Here is a 20,166-nt window from a genome sequence, read left to right on the forward strand (position 1 = left end):
TTAACCCACCACAACACAATCGGCTGGCAGGTGCTCCTGCTCCAGGTACGTTAGGTTGTTGAGGGTAGTGCGGGCAATCTGTTCCATGGCTTCCTGCGTGAAAAAGCCCTGATGCGACGTTACAAGCACGTTTGACAGATGGGTGAGCGCGTTCAGATCGGCGTCGGGCATGGGTTTTTCTGACCAGTCGGCGTAGAAGAAATCGTCCTCCAGTTCGTATACATCGATTCCCAGGGCGCCCAACCGGCCGCTTTCAAGGGCATCCAGCACGGCGGGTGTATCGAGTAGCCCGCCGCGGCGTTGATCAGGTGGTGCGTTTCCGGGGTCAGCGGGCAGTGCAGCGAGATCACGTCTGCTTCGGCCAGCAACTCATTCAGGGGCAGGTACTCCACTCCAAGTTGCTGGAGAACAGCCGAGCGCATCTTGTCGTGGGCCAGTACCCGGCAGCCAAATCCAAGCATAATGCGGGCAAAAGCCGCCCCGATTTTGCCCGTGCCGATAACGCCGATGCGTTTGCCAAACAGATCGAATCCCATCAGTCCGTCGAGCCTAAAATCATGCTGATTGGTGCGCTGATAGGCCAGATACGTTTTCCGGTTTAGCGATAGTAGCAGGGCCGCAGCATGTTCGGCAACCGAATGGGGCGAGTAGGCTGGGACACGGAGGATGCGAATGCCAAATTCCTTTGCCGCAGGAACATCGACCTGATTGTAGCCGATACAGCGAAGCGCAACCAACCGAATGCCCAGACTGGCAAGCGCCGTAAGTATTGATCGGTTAAGCTGGTCGTTGACGAACACACAGATAGCCTGTTGACCCGCCGCCAGTTGAACGGTGTCGGCTGTCAAAGCTTCTGAAAAGAACGTTAACTCGTGGCGGTGGTTGCTGTTGGCCGCTGCCAGAAAAGGCTGTTCGTAGGTCTGACAGCTGAAGAATGCGATCGTCATGTTGAGTAGGTTAAGGCTTGAATTAGACAACAGCCAGCACGGGAATGTCAGTCAGGCGGGCGAGGTGTTTGGTTTCACCTTCCGTAAATAAACTGTCCAGCCAGTTTCGGGTCTGTGGCAGCATCATGATCAGGTCTGCCTTTGATGTATGGGCATAGGTCAGCAGCGTATTGTAGATGTCGCCTTCCTGGGCTTCAATGGTCAGCGAATAATGTTGCTGATCCAGCAGATGACGTATGTGTTCGGCCTGATCCTGGGTGTTGGGGTCGTCCAGTTTATTACTGATACACAAGACGTCAAGCGCGCATCCGAACGCTTTCGTAAAGTCCAGTACTGTAGACAGCGCAAAGGCATTGGGTGGCGAGGCAAGGTCAATGCCCAACACCACGTTTTTAATGCCTTCGTATGTACGTCCAGGCGGAATGAGCAGGAGAGGAACAGCTATTTGGGTAATCATATCTGTTGCCAGACTTCCCAGTACCTGGGCACTTTGGGGCGCCGTTCCAACCGTTGACATAATCAGCAGATCTGCCTCTTCAATCACCGTTTCGCGCTGGATAACTTCTCTGGCGCTCCCCTCCAGAGCCACAAAACGGATAGGTATATACGCACCGTGCTTTTTAGTCAATTCATGGGCAAGTTTTTGTAATTCGGTCTCGCTGATATCCCGAGTTGCGTTTACCGACAGGGGAAAGTCGCCTGTCTTGGCGGGATTGTCAGGCCATGCCTGATAGGCGTGAACCAGCACGAGGGTGGCTTTCTGGTCATTGGCGAGCTGGGCTGCGAAATGGGCTGCCAGTGTGGCATTTTCCGAAAAATCGGTAGCTAAAAGGATGGTTTTCATGAGTAGACTGACGTTAAGTGATTCGTGTGCAGGTAATCGGCTTTTCTTTCTTGATAAAGATCAGCCTGAAGCAATGGGAAAACTATGATACCCGTCAGCTAACAGGCTGATTGAGTACCATCAATGAGGGGACGATGTCTGACTTTCTTAACTGACAGGCCAGCGATGAGGCAGCTCTTCTATGCCGCGGTGATCGGGTCAGCCGAGTAACAGATCCGTTTATAAGTATGCCCTTTATGTTGTACTGATCAGATGAGAGCGCATACAGAGTGTAGCCTTCTGTGCCTAACCTGGTATTGACTTGAGAGAGCGTATCGGGAGAGTTTCCATGGTTGAGTTGGTATAAATGAATCAGGTTACTCAGCTGAAATGGGCGGTACATCTATGGCCGAGAGGCGGGTTTCATGGACTGTCAGAATGATATCTGCTTTCTCGAAAAAATCGACCGATTCTATTTCAGAATAACGTGCCATAGTGGGTTCACCCCAAACTACTCCATGGCTATAAGTACAGATGAAGTACCCTACATGGTCCTTGAAAATAGTCAGCACAATCTCTCCATTATCAGAGGCTGCTCCGATGGTTTCGCTTACAAGCTTGTCTCCAAGTCTGAAAATAACCTGGTAAATACGCTCAGATTTAATGTCGTACCCCAGGCTTTTTATTCGTTCGGCAATACGGTGATAGACACGCTCTGCCTGAATCGGGTCAACGGTAAACGGAATGAAGAATTTCACGGTCAATTTCTGTTAGGTGGTTTAAATCCACTAAACATACTACTCAAACATAAAGAGAACGTGAATTGTAACTTATTGAATGTCAGTAAATTTAAGTGTTATGAGCGTTCCTTTTGTCGTTGACGGATCCACAGAAATACCGATGTGGTGAAACCGGCTAATCGTCTGGATCACCTGAAGACCAATGCCATTGCCGGTTGCTTTAACCGGTCGACCATACTGTGTGAGCATGGCAATTTGCTCGGGGGTCATACCTGGGCCACTATCTGTGATTGTCAGCGTTGGCCGATTGCCAAATCGTCCCCAACCAATGGTAACATGCCCCTGGTCAGTGTTATACCGAACTGCATTGCCAATCAGATTCACTAGCATTGTGTACAGCAGCGAGTGATTCGCCGAGATACTGACAATGTCGGTGTCGGGTTCCAGGGTCATGGTGATCTCTTTCATCGCAATTCGATCGTCGAGCGCGTGGAGCACTTCCAGCAGGACAGACCGGATCGATATTGTTTCATTTTTCAGATACTGGTGGTTTTCGATCCGCGCCAGACAGAGCAGCATCTGCACAATCCGGCTCAGCCGAAGCAGCGTCTGTTGCGAGTCGACGAGGCGTGCTGCAATATGATCGGGTGTTTCCTCGTCGGCAATGATGTTGTCGAAGCGGTTGCGCAACACAGCAATAGGGGTGAGCAACTCATGCGAGGCATAGGCGGTAAACGCTTTTTCGCAGGCAAACCGGATATCAAGCTGACTCATCAGGTTATTGATCCGCTTATCGAGCTGACGTAGATCGGTTGTTGACGTTTTCAGCGGAACAAAGTCGAACTGGCCCGGATCCTGAATAATTCGCAGTTTCCGGCGGATGAGTATGCGCATGGGACGAAGCAAAAAATGGGCATAACCAAGGTCAACTTTTATCATTAGCCCAAGTGTTACGGTTACCACTATATACCACAGCGAGGGGATTGGTGCTGGCCAGGCTAGCCAGCACCCAGCCGCCAGCAATAGGCGCACGAATGTGTTGTAAAGCGATATTTTGACGGCTAACCTCATGATAAATGGGGTAAGTTGGCTCGATACCCTACACCCCGCACCGTTTCCAGCCAGTCTGTCGATGCATAGACAGCTAACTTCCGGCGCAGATTTTTCAGATGCACATCGATATAGTTTGAGTCAGGCCCATCATCGGCCATATTTCCCCAGATGTGTTCGGCCAGTTGCAATCGCGTCAGCACCCGATTCCGGTAAAGAAGCAGATAGTGTAGCAGATCGTATTCACGACGGGTAAGCTCCACTTCCCGCAGCCCATAATGAACCCGACGAGCCAGCGGATCGAGCACAAATCCAGAGAAAATGATGTCTGGTTCCGTGAGTCCGTGTTTGCGGCGATTAATGGCCAGCATGCGGGCATGCAGTTCCAGCAATGAAAATGGCTTGGTCATGTAATCGTCGGCCCCCAGATTCAGTCCCCTCAGCTTATTGCCCAGCTCACCACTAGCCGTCAGGATTAGATACGAAGCATCGTGCTGACATAGAATGGTTTCCTGCAGCAGCTCGAAGCCATCGTAGTCAGGAAGGCCCAGGTCGATCAGTACGAAATCATAATTGTTCATCCAGACTCGTTCAGACGCTTCTTTGCCAGTACGCGCCACATCGCAGACGAACCCTACTTTTCGCAGAAAGTGAGCAATTTCTTCAGCCATTGCGGGCTCGTCTTCTACGATGAGTGTATTCATGGCGGAGTTACGTGAATGACCCTGGGGAAGCGTGCCGAGGTGCACACTTCCGGGCAGATCAATGCAGACCAATTAACTGCCGGCCCATTGCTGAAAAGCTATTTGCTTCCTTTCGGAGCAGGTTTTGGCGCAACAACGACCGAGTCGGTTTCGCGTTGTTCGTACTTCGGGACTTTGTGCCCGGCCTTGGCCCCTTTGGCAACAACTTTCTTTGCCTTTTTTATATCGATCGACATAACTGAATCAGTTTTACACGTTGAATTTTTTGAATTGAAGCGGAATGTGCAGCAACAGGGAGGCTACCAGATAGACATAGCTCAGCTTGAATCGCGAAATGAATTGATTGGTAAACTGCCCGCACGGGCAGGTTGTGACAGCAGTATGACAACAGCTGATGGGAGGAGCAACGTACCCGACACGTCGGGCAGACGGAGGGAGGTTACTGGGTGTACATATGGCTGATTTAAGGCTTGATCAACACCGTTGATTCAAGTGATCGAAAGCGGATTGCCGATAAGCAGGCGCATAGCGTAGTACATAGGTAACGCTCTTGTGCGGTAAACGCTTCAAAACAGGCGAAATGATTTCGAAGAAAAGGCGGCTAGGAGCAGGCTGAACTGCAAAAAAAATCCCCCCAACGTACCTGAGTGGCTTATTGGGGGGACGAAAATTTTAACAGCAGACTGGCTTACTGTTTCTTCGCTTTTACGGTTTCCACGTTTTTACGCTTGTTATCCATGTCGGTCGAGGCTGTGGTCTGGTCAACTTTGTTGGTCTCCACATCTTTCAGCAACTGCTCCAGTTCTTTCGCGTTTTCGTCGATTTTACGGAGTAGTTTTTCCTTTTCTTTCTTGTTGTTTTCAATGTCTCGAGCCAGCGTTTCGCCTTTTTTAACCATTTTCTGGTGGTTCTTCTGCGACTCGTTGAAGCCTTCTTCGGCTACTCGCACTTCATCGTTATAGAGTGATTTAGCGGCGAAATCTTTCAGCATCTTGTCGGCAGCGTCGTAATTGCCATTTCCCGCGCTGACGTAATTGCCGCCGCCTAGATCATAAGCCGTAAAAACGGTGGTCGACTTTTTATTGCCCTTTACCTGGCTGGTGAAATTGACTGGCTCAGCCGAAATATCTTTCATATCAGCCGTGGTGATCCGATACGTGCCACGTGAGGAGGATGACCGACCGAACGATTTAATGTACTCTTCCCAGTCTTTTTCCACCTGCTTATCGCTTAGGGGAATTGTCAGAAACAGACCTTTGTATACCTGCTTGTCAATGGTTTGTTCGCCAGCGTACACTGTTTGTGCCTGAGTGTTTGCCGCGGTCAACAAAAGGCTAACACTTACCAGAATGTTACGGAGTTTCATAGTTAGTAAAGATGGTTGAAATTGGGGCCTATATTACTGCTTTGTGGGTAACAATCAATCGTTTGTCGCCGTTTTGGAGCGTTGTCGCAAAGATGTAGACGTTACCGCCCTCGCGCAGACCCAGTTGCTTACGAAGTACATCAACGGGCTGCGGAAAGTTGCGTACCGTCAGGTTTGCCTGTCCTTCGGGCACATTGTTCAGCACTGATTTACGGTCGGCCCGGCAGACTGAATTGATCTGAAAGGCTCGTCCCGGAAAATCAGCCACGAGAATTTTACTGGTATACAGATGACTGTGTGGAGCCAGTTTATTCAGGCCAAACCGTTCGCCCGTCAGCCGGAAAGCTCCTGCTTTTAACAAAGCGGCATTGGGTTCATACAGGTACGTCAGGGGATCGGAAAGCGTGACCGGGGCGGAAGCCTCATCGCCGCGCCGACAGGTGAAAAGTTGTGGGGCGGTCTGGTCACGCAGGTTGATCGCTGTCATCTGTACATCGGCACCGGGTACATGTTGTTGGCCTAAAACAAACAGTGTTTCTTTCACTTCACCCTGAACAGCCACGACGTGAACAGCGCGTGTAGTGGGTAGCTGACGAAGTGTTGCCGCTATATCGAGGAGTGGGGCGGTTTTGATCAGGATGTTACGGCCCTTGCGGAGCAATAATGGCAGGTGCGTCAGTACATCAGGCTCACAATCGGCTAACCCCACCACGCGCTCACCGTGCCGGCCCGGCCGGGTGTCGCGTCGGGCGGGGTCGAGGTAAAGCCAGTCGAGCGGGTCTTCCTGATCGACAAGCCAGTCGAGTCCGTCGCCTGTGTGTACAGATACGTTGTGAATACCCAGCAGGGGCAGATTGTGGGCGGCGAGTTCGGCGAGTGGCTGGGTTCGTTCTACGTAATCGACATGGGCCACGTTCCGGGCAAATGCCGCTGCATCAACGCCCATGCCGCCGGTAAGGTCTGCCAGTGTGTTGCCCGATACGAGTGTGGCCTTGTAAGCCGCTGTTCGTTCAGAAGAGGCCTGTTCAACCGATACCGGCACCGGAAAGATCAGGTCGGGGTTGGCGTACCAGTCTGGTAACTTTACTCGTGCTTTTTGCCGCGACTGAATTTGCTCGGCAAGTTCACGCACGTGCATACCGGATACGCCCGCTGGTGGACGAAGCAGAAGCGCCTGCACATTGGCAGTCAGATGGTTCGAGATGAGGGTCCGGTCAGCATCGGTAAACTTGGGAAGCGGCATAGACAAAGGTAAAAAACGTGGCCCACGGACAATAATCGATGGGCCACGTTCGTAAGCCTTTCTAGCGTGTTGCAAACCGGAACGCAATGATCAAACTGGCAACAACCACGGCCGTGCCAACACTGATCAGGAGCGTATCAGGCTCTTTATGGGTTAGCATAACTTCTGTTTCCAGAGTCGATTCCTGTGGTAGGTATGTGCCGTCAGTCACTGAGAGAATTAAGTTCGTTGCTTCTTCGGGAGCGTCGAGTTGAGGAAAGTGGCCGCAGTTGTCAAACCAATGTAGTTGAGCGTCAGGAAAGAGTTGGTGCGCCCGTTTCGCCTGACTGGGGATACAAACCCGATCCTGTTTACCCCAGCCAATGACAAGTGGCTGTTGAATCGAGCCCGCCGATGCACCTTGTTGTTTTTCGCCATGTGCCAGGTTATCAAGCAATTCGATAAACGTAGGTGTGGGGGTGAATGTGCGGAGTTCCTGTAACGCAATGGGTGCAGGTATGGTCCAGGGGTGCGCCGAAAACTGGGCAAAAAGCAGCGACCGGGAGATTGGGTTACCCGTTAATGACGGCAGAAACGGTTGCAGGCTGTTAACCAGTTGCGCCGAGAGCCGAACCGAGTAATAGAAGAACGGAATCTCCCAACCTTGCCAGAAGCCACCGGGATCGAGCGAGATAACCGTGCCAAGTACGCCGCCACGGCGGGCCAGTTCAAGCACAAGCCGAGCGCCCATTGAACTGCCAACGGCATCGATGCCGAGCAGATCTTCTTCGCGCAGGAAGTCAGTGACAGCATCGGCGAGGGTTCGTATCGTTGTTTCGCCCACTAATGGGGGCGTGTCGCCAAAGCCGGGTAAGTCAACGGCGATCACCTCACGCTGGGTGGCCAACTCGTTAACGATCAAATCCCAGGAGTGGTGGCTGCTGCCAATGCCGTGAATCAGCAGGAGGGGTTTGCCGGAGCCAAGCCGGACACAGTTCATAGTCATATATATGAAAGCTCATCCGGCACGTTTCGCTTTTTTGTCATTATCCTACGGAAACTGACCCCGAAGAATTACTGTTGCCAAACTATGAACACGCTCCTGAAATCTTACCCTGGTTGGGGAATGGTAGCTGTCTGGATGACGCACCTGCTGCGTTATTTGCTGGTAGCCGGTATTTTCTTCGCGATTTTTTACGGTTGGAAACGAGCTGCTTTTGCGTATAAAAAAATTCAGCCCCGTTTTCCGAAATCAGCCGATTACCGGCGTGAAATTCTTTATTCTATAAGTACCACGCTGGTGTTTGCGGGCGTCACCTGGCTGATGTTTATAACGGGTAGTAAACACTACAACCTGCTGTACTCAAAGTGGGCAGACTACGGTACTGCCTATGGTCTCCTTTCTTTCGTGGGGCTTATCTTCCTGCACGATACCTACTTCTATTGGACACACCGGGCCATGCACCATCCCCTGTTATTTAAGGCCACCCATCTGGTTCACCATAAATCGACCAACCCGTCGCCCTGGGCTGCGTATGCGTTTCACCCGCTCGAAGCCATCGTTGAAGCGGCCATTGTGCCTCTGGCTACATTCGTGTTACCGCTTCACCCGTTCACGATTCTGGCCTTTCTGTTTTTCATGATCGTTTACAACGTATATGGCCATCTGGGTTGGGAATTGTTTCCCGCTAGCTGGAACCGCCATTGGATCGCTAAATGGCTGAACACGTCGGTGAACCATAACCAGCATCATCAGTATTTTAAGGGCAATTATGGTCTTTATTTCCGCTTCTGGGATGAATGGATGGGCACTACCCGGCCCGACTATGACGCGGCTTTTGCACGGGTAACGGAGAAAAAAGTAGTTGCTGCTGATCGGGAGCTTGTCACGAGTGATTAGCACAGCGGTACGTACCCAGCCAACACATGTACACTGGCCGGGTACGTGATCGATCAGGCTATGCCAATCTGGATATCAGTGATGCAACGTTCCTGATTTTCCAGGTCTACAAGCTGGTAGCGTTCACGGATTCGACCATCATACACATGATCGTCGGCGTAGAACTGGATGAAAAGCGTATCGTAAACATCGCCAAGATTACACCAGGGGCCTACGTATGTGTACTGTGCACAATGAAACGCGGGTACGTTACGAATGGCGAATGATTCACCCGGTGTGCCCGTAACCGGCTCATGCAGAGGCAACGCAACTTCCAGATCGAACTCATCATCGGGGTGACCGGATAGGCCGGTGTACAGCCACTGGGAGGGCGTGGCCGTGTTGAGGCCAAGACGGGCGGCTTCGGCACGTACCTGCCTGTCGGCTGCCATTCCCTGCACGGCAAGGGTAGCCATACTGGCCCGTAAACTGACTGTCAGGGCCATAAATGGAACTGTCTCGATGACAGGTAGGGCATTGTCGGAAATAGAAGGGCTTGTAGTTGTCATTAGTCTGTATTGTTTTGGTGAACAGCCAGACCAAAACTAGACGGCGATGGTGACAACCCTATGTCAGCAGCGTTTGCGGCTGTCCGTGATGTGCGCTGATCTCGTCGGCCAGTGAAATCAGCAGTTGTTTCAGCCGAACAGGCTTGTCAATTGTGGCGCCGTTGCCGAACATCATCAACCAGCGGGCCAGACCTTCGGGGTATTGAGTCAGAAAAATCATCTTCACACGGTTTTCCTGTACTTCTTCCGATAGAAAGCCAAAATCCAGGCGTTGATGCTCAGTGAAACGGGCGGCTCTTTTGTCGAACCAGATAACGGCCTCTGTCAGGTCTTTCATATCCCTCGATGCACGCATCCGGTCGAGGTAGCCTTGCAACGACAGCAGAGACTGACGGGAAAAGAGCTTGCCGGTGGTAGTCATCTGCCGGATACGATCGGTTCTGAAATCCCGGTAATCCTGACGTAGTCGACAAAATGCGATCAGGTGCCAGCCTGAACTGTAGTGATAGAGGCCAATGGGCTCAACCTCACGGGTGGTCAGTGCGGTGTTATACGGTGTCTGATAGTCGATAACCAACACCTGCTGCTGCACACAGGCCGACTGAATCTGATTCAGCAGCTGATCGGAAAACGGGGTAGGTCGGCGGTAATTAGACACGCTGATCAACGGCTCAAGCTCATCCAGATGCTCTTTTTCTGCTTTCTTCAGCACTGATTTTACTTTGAAAAGTGCCGATTCGAAGGGCTCCCTCAGGGAAAGATCGGCCATTCGTTCAACCAGTTTGGCGCCGAATACAAGTGCGCTGGCTTCGGCATTGGTAAACATGACCGGCGGTAGGTGGTACCCATCCAGAAAGTAGCCAACACCCGCTTCAGCCCCGATAGGAACGCCTGCTTCCTCCAGCGACCGAATGTCTCGATAAACGGTGCGAAGGCTGATGCTAAATCGATCGGCCAGGTCCTGCGCCCGCACAACCCGTTTGCTTTGTAGATGAATCAGGATGGCCGTCAGTCGGTCGATGCGGTTCATGGCGTTAGGGGTGGTCATCACGCTGCGGAGCAACCACGAACGGCACCGCAGCGTGCGAGTCACGAAACTACAACAAAAGCGTCAGCTACGTACGGAGCGATACAGACCCCAAATCAGCCCAACGACGATGCCGATACCAATTGCCCGTGCAACAGTGTAAGACGTAGGCTCAGGCATCGAAATGATGCCGTTTTCGTCGGTCTGAGCCGCTTCCTTAACGTACCTGCCTTCAGATGGAATAGACCGTTCCCGAAATTTACTGACCAGCCGCCCCAGTTCCAGCTGTAAATCCAGGCCGTGCATAGACACGCCATGTCCAGTGCCCACTTTCATAGGATTCAATAGGGCGAGCTTCCGGACGGAATCTTCGGCCGCTACCCAGTCGCAGGTGAAGTAGGCGGGAGGTCCATGAACTTCCTCCGTTTGGTTAATAACCGACGAGATCGAATTCTGATTCGTGGTCACAAACGCATCGCCAGCCAGTAGGGTCCGGTCTTTGTCCCGGAATAGAGAAACATGGCCGGGCGCATGACCGGGTGTATGAATAACCCGCCATTCCGGCAGTTCATCGATTCTCCCGGAAGCTGGAATGTCTACCAGCACCTCACTGAAATCTTCCGGGCCGATCGGGAAAACCCACGACATAAGCGACATGCCACCGCCGCCAATAGCGGGGTCGGGTGGTGGATAGCTGGAGAGTCCGGTCAGGAAGGGCCGCTCCAGTGCGTGCGCATAGACAGGTACGTTGCCCCACAGTTTCAGCAGGTTATGCAACGTACCCACATGATCGGCATGCCCATGTGTCAGGAGTATGGCTTTGGGAGGATTTGCCTGACCGTACAGTTGCTCGGCCCGTTGCTTGATGGCATCGGTGTAACCCATGAAGCCGGCGTCAACGAGTTTCCACGACTCACCAATACCTGGCTTACCCACGAAATACACGTTGACAAACAATGTTTTAATGCCGAACACATCGTCGGCCACATCATATGGGGTTGACCGTTCTGGTACGGAATAAGTTGATAGGTCGTAAGCCTCACTTTGAACTGCAGGGCGTTCCAATGATTGGGTATCCATAAGATTGAGTCGTTGTAAGACTAGTTAACCTATAGAATTGCCTCATGTTTATTCGGCTTAGCTAACGTGTCTCTTGCCGCCAACTCAACTGGCTGGGTACGTTGCCGCCTACTGCTTCGTGTGTCGCAACTGGTTTTCAAGCAGTACTATGCCTTTTCCATCAGTGAACCATTTTTTAGATAAGGTCTGTGGGGTTGGGGTTATGGCCCGAGAGAATGAGCCGAGGAGCAGATCATCGTCGCCGTCCTGATCAACATCGGCGGCTTCCATCACAAGCCAGTGGCCTTGTTCGGGGTGCGGAAAGGTTTTGGCTTTCATGTGCATCGCTCCCTGATTTTCCAGAAAAACGAAGGCTTCAACTGGCTTCGTGTCGTAGTTTGGGAAGAAGGAAATGGCCGCAATGTCTACGTCGCCATCCTGATCAAAGTCGCGGGCAATGGCCTGTGTAGCGCCGTAGAGCGGATAAAACAGTGACTGCTTGAAAGTAAACCGACCGTCGTTCAGAAAGACCCGAACGCCGTGATACGCTTTCAACGAGTATGATTTATCGCCGTTATCGCCATTGGTATACAGGATATCCAGATCGCCGTCTTTATCCATATCAACGAGGTCGAAATAGCTGGAGCCGTATACCGACGGAAATTGCAGCAGAATGTCTTTGGTGAATTTGCCACCGCCGTCATTGTAATACACCGCAATCTGTTCGTTTCCCTGCGAGAGTAGTGCCACAATGTCCGGTCGTCCGTCCTGGTTCACATCGTGAATGATTGCCCGCCGGGCCCCGGGAACGGGGTCCAGCATATGCGGAAAATAGCTTGAGCCACGCCGTTCAAACCAGGTCAGTTCACCGCTGTAATTCCCGAACTGACAAATCACGATGTCTTCCTGACCGTCCTGGGTCAGGTCACCAACTGCTGCCGCAACTGGCCGCCCTAACTGATCAACCACCGGCATGGTTGAGGGGGTGGTCAACGTACCTGGATGACCCCGGAAACTGATGGGTTGCCACTTGCCTTTCAACAGGTCATTGGGCTCCATGTCGCCCGATGTCAGCAGGTAATACGACCCATCGGCAGTTGGCCGAATATCAGTAGGTGCTGAACCGACAAGCGTCGAATCAATGACCCGCAATGCATTATCCAACATGTAGACTTTCCCCTTTTCTGTGCCGACCAGAATTCGTTTGGCAGCCTGGTCATAGCGAAGCAGGGTTGTAGAGGCGTGAATCCGTTGTGGCGAGGTACGGAGAGTAAATAGTGGTAATCCAACCTCCACGGCCGGTTTAGCTGGCGCAGGCAGTGGATTAACCGGTGCCCTGTCGACGTAATACTGAACAAGCTTGTTCCAGTCATCGGTATGTAAAAGCTGCGACCCGGCAAATACGCCCGACTGGAGAATCCGGTTTATCTCGTCAGGGTCAGCTACCGTGACAAAGGGCGAGATGGAATCGATGGAGAAACCAAGCCGTAGTGCCATTTGGGGCAACACTTTGTTTTTCCAGATGGATTTTGGCAGTAAGGATGGGTCGGGAAGCAGGTGACAATTGCCACAGTAGGCTGTTGCCAGTTGTTTACCTGTTAATTGAGAAGCCGTTGTTGGAGTAGTAGGAACGGTGGTGGCTGGCTGTCGCGACTGGCAGGCCGCCAACAGACCCAGCATGAGCAAAAAAAGCGTAGTTGAGCGGAAAGAACGTAGCATAGGTCTGAGATAACTACCCAAAAATAGGGTAATCGGCTGGCAGGTCGCACGTACCCACCCTGATTAAAACTAAAGCGGCGTAGGAACTGAGTTTACGCAGCTCCCTGATAAAAGCGTCGAAGAACGCGAAAACGAATGGCTGTCGCTGGCCCCCGGTGGTTACTCCTTCCGGTAGTCTCTACTTGCCTATATTTTAACTATTCTAAGATAGTTTTGAGGAAAAACGCTAAATTGCTATATATTTGCTAAACCACTATAGATGATCGATCTCAGGATATGGCAACGCAAAAATGTCCTAAGTGCCAAAGTGTTACAGCTGTGCGAAATGGTATTATTGCGGGTCGACAGCGGTTTAAATGCAAGGCTTGTTCCTATAATTTCACGGTTGATAAAGTAGGGAAGGGAATTAGCACCTATTATGTGATAAAAGCCCTTCAGCTGTATATAGAAGGGGTCAGCCTGCGGGAGATTGAGCGGTTATTGGGTGTCAGTCATGTGTCGGTGATGAATTGGGTAAAGAAGTACCAGATAAAAGTGCCCGAGAATCTGGCTTATCATCCAACTTATAAAGTGTTTAATCACAGTGAGTTAACCGAGTTTATGAGTAAGCCGGAGAACGTGGCGGGCGCTGGCATGATCATTACTGAACTTGGCGACAAGTTTATGCTCATTCGGTGGGAACGCTTCAGGGCGTGAGGGCATCTCTAGCGATTACCATATCTATAGGAATCAGTTGATGGATAACGGGAAAGCACTGTGTTTTGGGGGGTCAATTGCAACTAAGCCCCCCGTAACTTATGTACTTTTCATCATCCGTAAACTGGCCAACCGGCAGCATCTGTAGTGTGCTCTGTCTGAGCCTGCTAACGTCCACGCTGAAGGCACAGACGCCGCCCCCGTCAAATGCTGGCCCCGCAGCTGCAACGGCTGTAGCCCCGGCAACCAAGCCGGTTGAAGCCCCGGCTCCGTTTGTGAAAATCTACGGTTTTGTACGCAACGATTTTTCCTGGGATTCCCGTCAGACGGTCAACCTGCGCGAAGCATCGGTAGATCTCTGGCCAAAAGATCAACAGCTCGATGCCGCCGGAAAAGACATCAACGCCGTGGCAAACCTGAATATGCTGGGCATCAACAGCCGGTTAGGTGTCAGCTTCAACGGCCCCGATGCCTGGGGGGCCAAAACATCGGGTATACTGGAAATGGAATGGTTTGGCCCGTCGGATGCCGCCGTTGGCGGAGTTCGTCTGCGCCATGCCTGGGCTAAACTCGATTGGGCCAAAACACAACTGGCGTTTGGACAATACTGGCATCCGCTGTTTGTACCCGAATGCTTTCCGGGCGTACTTAATTTTAACACGGGTATTCCCTTCCAGCCATTTAACCGGTCGCCGCAGATCCGTATGACCAACATGATCGGAAAAGACATGTACCTGATCACGGCCGTCATTGCCCAGCGCGACTTTACCAGTAGTGGCATCAACGGTAGCTCTTCGGAATATGTCCGTAACTCGTCGATACCGAATATTCACGCGCAGCTTCAGCTGAAAAAGAGTAACGTATTGGCTGGAGTGGCAGTCGATTACAAAGTAATCCGGCCACGGCTATCGACGGGAGCAGGGGCAACCCTTGCTGCCAGCGATGCTCTGGTAGGCAGCAGTGCCATCATGGGATACCTGAAACTGGTTGGGCGCAAAACGACCATGAAGCTGGAAGCAGTATCTGGCTCGAACATGACCGATCATGTCATGCTGGGCGGATATCTGGCCTACGGTACACCAGCAGCACCAACGGTAGAATCATCGTATAAGCCAACGGAGATCACCTCTGTTTGGGGCGAGATTCATGGCAACGGTAAAACGGTTGTTCCCGGACTATTTGTAGGCTACTGCAAAAACGGCGGAACCAGTGCCAACGCCATAGCCGCCTATGGTCGGGGAATTGGCCTGACTGGTCGGACCGGCCTTGATAACCTGATACGCGTTGCGCCCAGACTGGAATTCATAGCTGGTAAGTTCAAAATTGGCGCTGAGTATGAATATACAGCCGCTGCCTTCGGTACATCGACAACAGATTCAAAAGTTATCAATACAGAAACGATTGTTAACTCCCGTTTACTCTTCCTGACAGTCTTCTCATTTTAACCGTACGTACCTAACCAACAACCTTTTCTCACCTTTTCAATTTCGCATGGTAACTGAACAATCCTCTGTCAAAGCGTCGAGCACGCGATCACTGATCAGTGTGATCGGCGCATCGTCGGTCGGCACGCTTATCGAGTGGTATGACTTTTACATCTTCGGCTCGCTGGCGGTCGTACTAGCCACCAAATTTTTCCCGGAAGGCAACCCGACCGCGGCTTTTCTGTCAACACTCGCCACGTTCGCGGCGGGGTTCGTTGTTCGCCCGTTCGGCGCTCTGTTCTTCGGCCGGCTAGGCGATCTGATCGGACGCAAGTACACGTTCATGGTAACCTTGATGCTGATGGGCGGCGCTACCTTCCTGATCGGGCTTATTCCGGCCTATGAAACCATTGGCTTCTGGGCACCGCTGCTCGTGCTGATCCTGCGTTTGTTACAGGGGCTTGCGCTGGGCGGGGAGTATGGCGGTGCGGCCACCTACGTGGCCGAGCATTCGCCATCGGATAAGCGAGGTTTCTGGACGTCGTGGATTCAGACTACAGCAACGGTTGGCCTGTTTGTTTCGCTGCTCGTTATTCTGATCACCCGCAAATCGCTCTCAAAGGAAGCCTTTGACGACTGGGGCTGGCGGGTGCCGTTCCTTGTATCCATTGTGATGGTATTCATCTCGTACATTATTCGGAAAAATATGCACGAGTCGCCTCTGTTTGCCAAAGTGAAGGCAGAAGGTAAGGGATCGACCAACCCCCTCAAAGAGAGCTTCGGCAACAAATACAATTTCAAGTTTGTCCTGCTGGCTCTGTTTGGTGCCACGATGGGCCAGGGGGTTGTGTGGTATACGGGGCAGTTCTACGCCATGAATTTTATCAAAACGGTTTGTAATGTCGATGCGCTCCAATCAGACGAACTGATGGCTATTGCGCTGCTGATGGGTACACCGTTCTTCGTGCTTTTCGGCTGGCTGTCTGACCGGATTGGGCGGAAAGGAATCATGATGGTCGGTATGCTGGTCGCCATTCTGTCGTACCGGACTATCTACGAAAAAATGTACCAGACAACCAACCTGAAGACCAAACAGGAAGTGGCTGGCAGTATGACATCGGACGAAAAAACGGTGCCCGATCCAAAGGTAGAAGGCGGTCAGATCAAGACGGTTACGGTAAAGAAAGAGTATACCGACGGCACAAAACTGGCGGAGGTGACCAAAACGAAGATCACGGCAGACCCTGCCGCCGAACCCGCCAAACCGGAAGTAAAGAAAACTGTAACTGTCAATGATACAGATCGTTGGTCATTGATCTGGCTGGTGTTTATCCAGGTCATTTTCGTAACAATGGTATATGGCCCGATTGCTGCCTTTCTGGTAGAGATGTTCCCGACCAAGATTCGCTACACCTCCATGTCGTTGCCGTATCATATCGGTAACGGCGTGTTTGGGGGCCTGTTGCCAGCGGTGGCAACGTACCTGGCAACGGGTGCTAAAGAAGCCAACGTGGCGGCTGAAAAAGCAGGGAGTGTACTTCCCTATTCGGCTCCTTACCTGGAAGGTCTCTGGTACCCGATCATCATCACGGCCGTCAGTCTGGCTATCGGATTAGTATACATCAGCAGTTCCCGCCGCGTGGTCGATTAATATACTGTACGTCTTAACAACCTTAAAATCACTACTACTATGGACGCAGTTCGGCGTTATTTAGGCATTGTCTGGCTGGCATTGGCCGCCCTTTGCGGATACTACGGTATTATGTTCTTCGGCTTACCAAAGCTGACATCCGGCAAATCAGATGACCTGGTATTCGGCATCATTATTCTCTTCGTCTTGCTACCCATAATTGTGGGAGGCCTGGTTCGCTTTGGCCTGTATGCCCTTCAGGGGGAATATAACGAAGAGTAACCAGCAGTTAGGTTCGGGGCTTGTACTGGTTGAGGCCAGTATGAGTTCCGACTTTTTTTAGTGCCCACCGTAACCTGAACCACATGAGAACCACGCGCTTAGTTATCATTTGTGTGCTGTCTGTTCTTCTGTTGAATGAACCGATTCTGTCAATTGCCGACCGGCCTGTGCTGGTTGGCGGTGTGCCTGTGCTGTTCGTCTACGTGCTGTCTGTCTGGGCAGTAACCATTGGGCTGTCGGCCTGGGTGTTGCACACAACCCGGCATACCGACGAGTCTGAGCAGGCACATGAGTAACATTCTGCTGCTGGTCTGCTCGCTCATCTATCTGAGCCTGCTCTTTGCGGTTGCCTACTGGGCTGAAAATCGGGGGAAAAGCAAACGAAGCGTCGCAAACAATCCGTACATCTATGCCTTGTCGCTGGCTGTGTACTGCACCGCCTGGACGTTCTACGGCAGTGTTGGGCTGGCGGCCTCGAAAGGCATGGAGTTCCTGGCCATGTACATCGGCCCTACCATCACGGCCCCGATCTGGTGGATCCTGTTGCGTAAAATGATTCGCATCTGTAACGGACAGCGTATCACCAGTATTGCTGACTTCATCTCGGCCCGTTACGGCAAAAGCCGGACGCTGGGTGTACTGGTGACGGCCATCTGTGTCGTTGGTCTGATTCCCTATATTTCCATTCAGCTAAAGGCAATTGCCGGTAGCTTTAGTTTGCTGACAGGTCAGGTTACCGGTAGGTCGGGGTCATTCATCAACGATAAAGCGTTTTATATCACGCTGTTGCTTGCCGTCTTCACGGTTCTCTTCGGAACGCGTAAGCTGGAAGCTACCGAGCGGCACGAAGGGCTGGTAACGGCCGTGGCCTTCGAATCGATCGTGAAGCTGATCGCTTTTCTGGCGGTGGGGATCTTCGTCACGTTCGGGCTGTTCAATGGCCCTGCCGATATTTTCAGGCACGCCAGTCAGCAGGCCGTTCTGAAGCAGGAATTTACCACTGGCGCGGGCCATACCACCGCCGACTGGTTCTGGTACTCATTGCTCTCGGCCATAGCTATTCTGTTTCTACCCCGGCAGTTTCAGGTGGCGGTGGTTGAAAACAGCGACGAGCGCCACGTCAGTAAAGCCATGTGGCTGTTTCCGCTCTACATGCTGCTCATCAACCTATTTGTCATTCCGGTTGCATTTGGTGGAAAACTGCTCCTGAACGCGGCCTCGTTTGATGCGGATGGGTACGTGCTGACGTTGCCGCTTCAGTACGGGCAACAGGGGCTGGCCCTGCTGGCGTATCTGGGTGGGTTCTCGGCCGCTACCAGCATGATCATCGTGGAAACGATTGCCCTGAGTGTCATGATTTCCAATAATGTGGTGATGCCCTTGCTGGTGGGTGTACCGCGCTGGAATATCTGGTTCGGTACTGCGTCGAGCCGATTTGTGATCAACGTTCGGCGGATGGCTATTCTCTCGCTGCTCCTGCTGGCCTACTGGTACTACCGGAGCGTGTCGAGCCACTTCTCGCTTGTATCGGTGGGCACCATCTCGTTTGTCGCCGTGGCGCAGTTTACACCTGCCATGATTGGCGGCCTGTTCTGGAAACAGGGTGGTAAATCGGGTGCCATGACTGGCCTGGTCGCCGGTCTGGTTATCTGGCTGTATACGCTGATCCTCCCGACGCTGGTACCGGTGGGCTGGATTCCGGCATCGTGGTTAACGGTTGGCCCGGCCGGATTGGGGTGGCTGAATCCGCAGGCGTTGATGGGGCTGTCGAAATTCGACCCAATTGCACACTCGTTCTTCTGGTCGCTGCTCTTCAATTCGCTTGGGTACGTGTGGGGATCGGTAAGTCGATCACAGCCGATGCTTGAACAACAGCAGGCCGTTCTATTTGTTGACGTCTTTAAGTACCGTTCCCAGGGGAAAGATAGTCAGATAGTGTGGAAAGGGAAAGCCAGGCTGAGCGATCTTCGAGGGCTGCTTGCTTCATTTTTTGGAACAGATCATGCTCAGCGGGTGCTGAAGCGGTATGCCCGCCGGAACCGAATAAACGAACAGCAAACACCGGCTGACCCGCGTTTTGTGGCCTATACCGAACGCTTGTTGTCGGGAGCAATCGGTACGGCTTCGGCCCGTATCGCCGTTGCGTCCATCACGCAGGAAGACCCTATCGCGTCGAACGAAGTGATCCAGATTCTAAAAGAGTCGCAGGCGCTGGTGTCGGTCAATAAAGAGTTGCAGCGACTAACCCGGGAACTCAGTGACGCCAATGAGCAACTAAAAACAGCTGATCGCCAGAAAGACGATTTCGTGTCGACCATTACGCACGAGATCCGGACGCCAATTACGTCTATTCGGGCGCTGGTTGAACTGATGCATGATACGCCCGACATGGATCGGGACACACAAACGCATTTTTTGGGAACAGTGATCAAGGAATCAGAACGGCTGACCCGGCTGATCAATCAGGTGCTTGATCTGGAACGGATGGAGTCGGGGCGGTACCGATTTGTGCAGGAAGAAGCCAGTATTGATGAACTCGTGAGCGATGCCGTGGAGGCTGTTCGGCCGCTGGCCGTCGAAAAAACGGTGCGGATCGATACGTACCTGAACTGCAAGGCCACGAACGTTTACGTTGACCGTGACCGGCTAATGCAGGCACTGATCAACCTGCTGGCTAACGCTGTTAAGTTTGCGCCGACCGTGAGTGGGTGGGTCGTAGTACGTTCTGATTGTGAGGCAGGTACGTGTGAAGTAAGTATTAACGACAATGGGATGGGTATTGACCCGAAATTTCATGAACTGATTTTCGAAAAATACCGTCAGGGCCAGACATCGGAGCGGGAAGGAACCACCACCAGCCTGCATAAACCAACAGGCAGCGGATTAGGGTTGGCCATTGCGAAACGAATTGTCGAACTTCACGGCGGACAAATCAGCGTACATAGCCTGCCAGGCGAAGGAGCCACGTTTTCGTTTCAGATACCCGTGGCATCGTCAGCAAATCAGCACTAACTACTCAACGTATTCGC

Annotated in this window: 19 protein-coding genes and 2 pseudogenes; 8 read left to right on the top strand and 13 right to left on the bottom strand. The window is 52.2% G+C overall.

What is annotated here, in order from left to right; translation table 11 throughout:
• The 9 genes and pseudogenes from J2I46_RS01100 to J2I46_RS01140 form a co-directional block, all read right to left on the bottom strand.
• Positions 1-947 (bottom strand): annotated as a pseudogene (locus J2I46_RS01100) (2-hydroxyacid dehydrogenase).
• A gap of 22 nt (positions 948-969) precedes the next feature.
• The gene (locus J2I46_RS01105; protein WP_207327081.1) at positions 970-1,791 is read right to left on the bottom strand and encodes a universal stress protein; all 822 of its coding nucleotides are present in this window, start codon (positions 1,789-1,791) and stop codon (positions 970-972) included.
• Between the two features lie 356 nt (positions 1,792-2,147).
• Positions 2,148-2,528: a hypothetical protein gene (locus J2I46_RS01110; protein ID WP_207327082.1), complete on the bottom strand. Its 381-nt coding sequence runs from the start codon at positions 2,526-2,528 to the stop codon at positions 2,148-2,150.
• 72 nt (positions 2,529-2,600) lie between these two features.
• The gene (locus tag J2I46_RS01115; RefSeq protein WP_207327083.1) at positions 2,601-3,404 is read right to left on the bottom strand and encodes a sensor histidine kinase; all 804 of its coding nucleotides are present in this window, start codon (positions 3,402-3,404) and stop codon (positions 2,601-2,603) included.
• Positions 3,405-3,577: 173 nt separating this feature from the next.
• On the bottom strand, positions 3,578-4,264 hold the full coding sequence (locus tag J2I46_RS01120; RefSeq protein ID WP_207327084.1) for a response regulator transcription factor: 687 nt from the start codon (positions 4,262-4,264) through the stop codon (positions 3,578-3,580).
• Positions 4,265-4,362: 98 nt separating this feature from the next.
• Entirely contained in the window at positions 4,363-4,500 is a 138-nt protein-coding gene (locus J2I46_RS01125) for a hypothetical protein (protein ID WP_207327085.1), read from the bottom strand.
• A 452-nt stretch (positions 4,501-4,952) separates the two neighbouring features.
• The gene (locus J2I46_RS01130) at positions 4,953-5,630 is read right to left on the bottom strand and encodes a hypothetical protein (protein ID WP_207327086.1); all 678 of its coding nucleotides are present in this window, start codon (positions 5,628-5,630) and stop codon (positions 4,953-4,955) included.
• A 28-nt stretch (positions 5,631-5,658) separates the two neighbouring features.
• Positions 5,659-6,873 (bottom strand): THUMP-like domain-containing protein, encoded by a 1,215-nt coding sequence (locus J2I46_RS01135; protein WP_207327087.1) that lies wholly within the window; start codon positions 6,871-6,873, stop codon positions 5,659-5,661.
• Between the two features lie 61 nt (positions 6,874-6,934).
• Complete coding sequence (locus J2I46_RS01140) at positions 6,935-7,852, bottom strand: alpha/beta fold hydrolase (RefSeq protein WP_229379431.1); 918 nt, start codon at positions 7,850-7,852, stop codon at positions 6,935-6,937.
• A 90-nt stretch (positions 7,853-7,942) separates the two neighbouring features.
• Between J2I46_RS01140 and J2I46_RS01145 the strand changes: the two genes are divergently transcribed.
• Positions 7,943-8,752 carry a sterol desaturase family protein gene (locus J2I46_RS01145; protein ID WP_229379433.1) on the top strand — a complete coding sequence of 270 codons (810 nt, stop codon included), beginning with the start codon at positions 7,943-7,945 and terminating at the stop codon, positions 8,750-8,752.
• 53 nt (positions 8,753-8,805) lie between these two features.
• Here the strand turns inward: J2I46_RS01145 and J2I46_RS01150 are convergent, their stop codons facing one another.
• The 4 genes from J2I46_RS01150 to J2I46_RS01165 all read right to left on the bottom strand — a co-directional run bounded on the left by J2I46_RS01150 (position 8,806) and on the right by J2I46_RS01165 (position 13,105).
• Complete coding sequence (locus J2I46_RS01150; RefSeq protein WP_207327089.1) at positions 8,806-9,300, bottom strand: GyrI-like domain-containing protein; 495 nt, start codon at positions 9,298-9,300, stop codon at positions 8,806-8,808.
• Positions 9,301-9,358: 58 nt separating this feature from the next.
• Positions 9,359-10,330, bottom strand: coding sequence for a helix-turn-helix transcriptional regulator (locus J2I46_RS01155; RefSeq protein ID WP_207327090.1), 972 nt, complete (start codon positions 10,328-10,330; stop codon positions 9,359-9,361).
• Positions 10,331-10,411: 81 nt separating this feature from the next.
• Entirely contained in the window at positions 10,412-11,407 is a 996-nt protein-coding gene (locus tag J2I46_RS01160) for an MBL fold metallo-hydrolase (protein ID WP_207327091.1), read from the bottom strand.
• Positions 11,408-11,515: 108 nt separating this feature from the next.
• A complete protein-coding gene (locus J2I46_RS01165) occupies positions 11,516-13,105 on the bottom strand; it encodes an FG-GAP repeat domain-containing protein (RefSeq protein ID WP_207327092.1) in 1,590 nt (529 codons plus the stop codon).
• Between the two features lie 276 nt (positions 13,106-13,381).
• On the opposite strand from J2I46_RS01165, the pseudogene J2I46_RS33660 reads away from it, so the two are divergent.
• From J2I46_RS33660 to J2I46_RS01195, 7 genes and pseudogenes are all read left to right on the top strand, one after another.
• Positions 13,382-13,480: pseudogene (locus J2I46_RS33660) on the top strand (transposase-like zinc-binding domain-containing protein); the annotation flags it as partial.
• Positions 13,481-13,525: 45 nt separating this feature from the next.
• Positions 13,526-13,801, top strand: a complete 276-nt coding sequence (locus J2I46_RS01170; protein ID WP_207327093.1) for a helix-turn-helix domain-containing protein — start codon at positions 13,526-13,528, stop codon at positions 13,799-13,801.
• 101 nt (positions 13,802-13,902) lie between these two features.
• Positions 13,903-15,246 (top strand): DcaP family trimeric outer membrane transporter, encoded by a 1,344-nt coding sequence (locus tag J2I46_RS01175; protein WP_207327094.1) that lies wholly within the window; start codon positions 13,903-13,905, stop codon positions 15,244-15,246.
• Between the two features lie 46 nt (positions 15,247-15,292).
• The gene (locus J2I46_RS01180) at positions 15,293-16,876 is read left to right on the top strand and encodes an MFS transporter (protein WP_207327095.1); all 1,584 of its coding nucleotides are present in this window, start codon (positions 15,293-15,295) and stop codon (positions 16,874-16,876) included.
• A 39-nt stretch (positions 16,877-16,915) separates the two neighbouring features.
• Positions 16,916-17,137 carry a DUF6814 family protein gene (locus J2I46_RS01185; protein WP_207327096.1) on the top strand — a complete coding sequence of 74 codons (222 nt, stop codon included), beginning with the start codon at positions 16,916-16,918 and terminating at the stop codon, positions 17,135-17,137.
• Positions 17,138-17,220: 83 nt separating this feature from the next.
• Entirely contained in the window at positions 17,221-17,433 is a 213-nt protein-coding gene (locus J2I46_RS01190) for a hypothetical protein (protein WP_207327097.1), read from the top strand.
• On the top strand, positions 17,426-20,149 hold the full coding sequence (locus J2I46_RS01195) for a sensor histidine kinase (RefSeq protein ID WP_207327098.1): 2,724 nt from the start codon (positions 17,426-17,428) through the stop codon (positions 20,147-20,149). Before J2I46_RS01190 ends, J2I46_RS01195 begins: the two co-directional genes overlap by 8 nt.
• Positions 20,150-20,166: the final 17 nt, after the last annotated feature.

This window comes from Fibrella forsythiae (genome assembly GCF_017353175.1).
Lineage (GTDB): Bacteria > Bacteroidota > Bacteroidia > Cytophagales > Spirosomataceae > Fibrella > Fibrella forsythiae.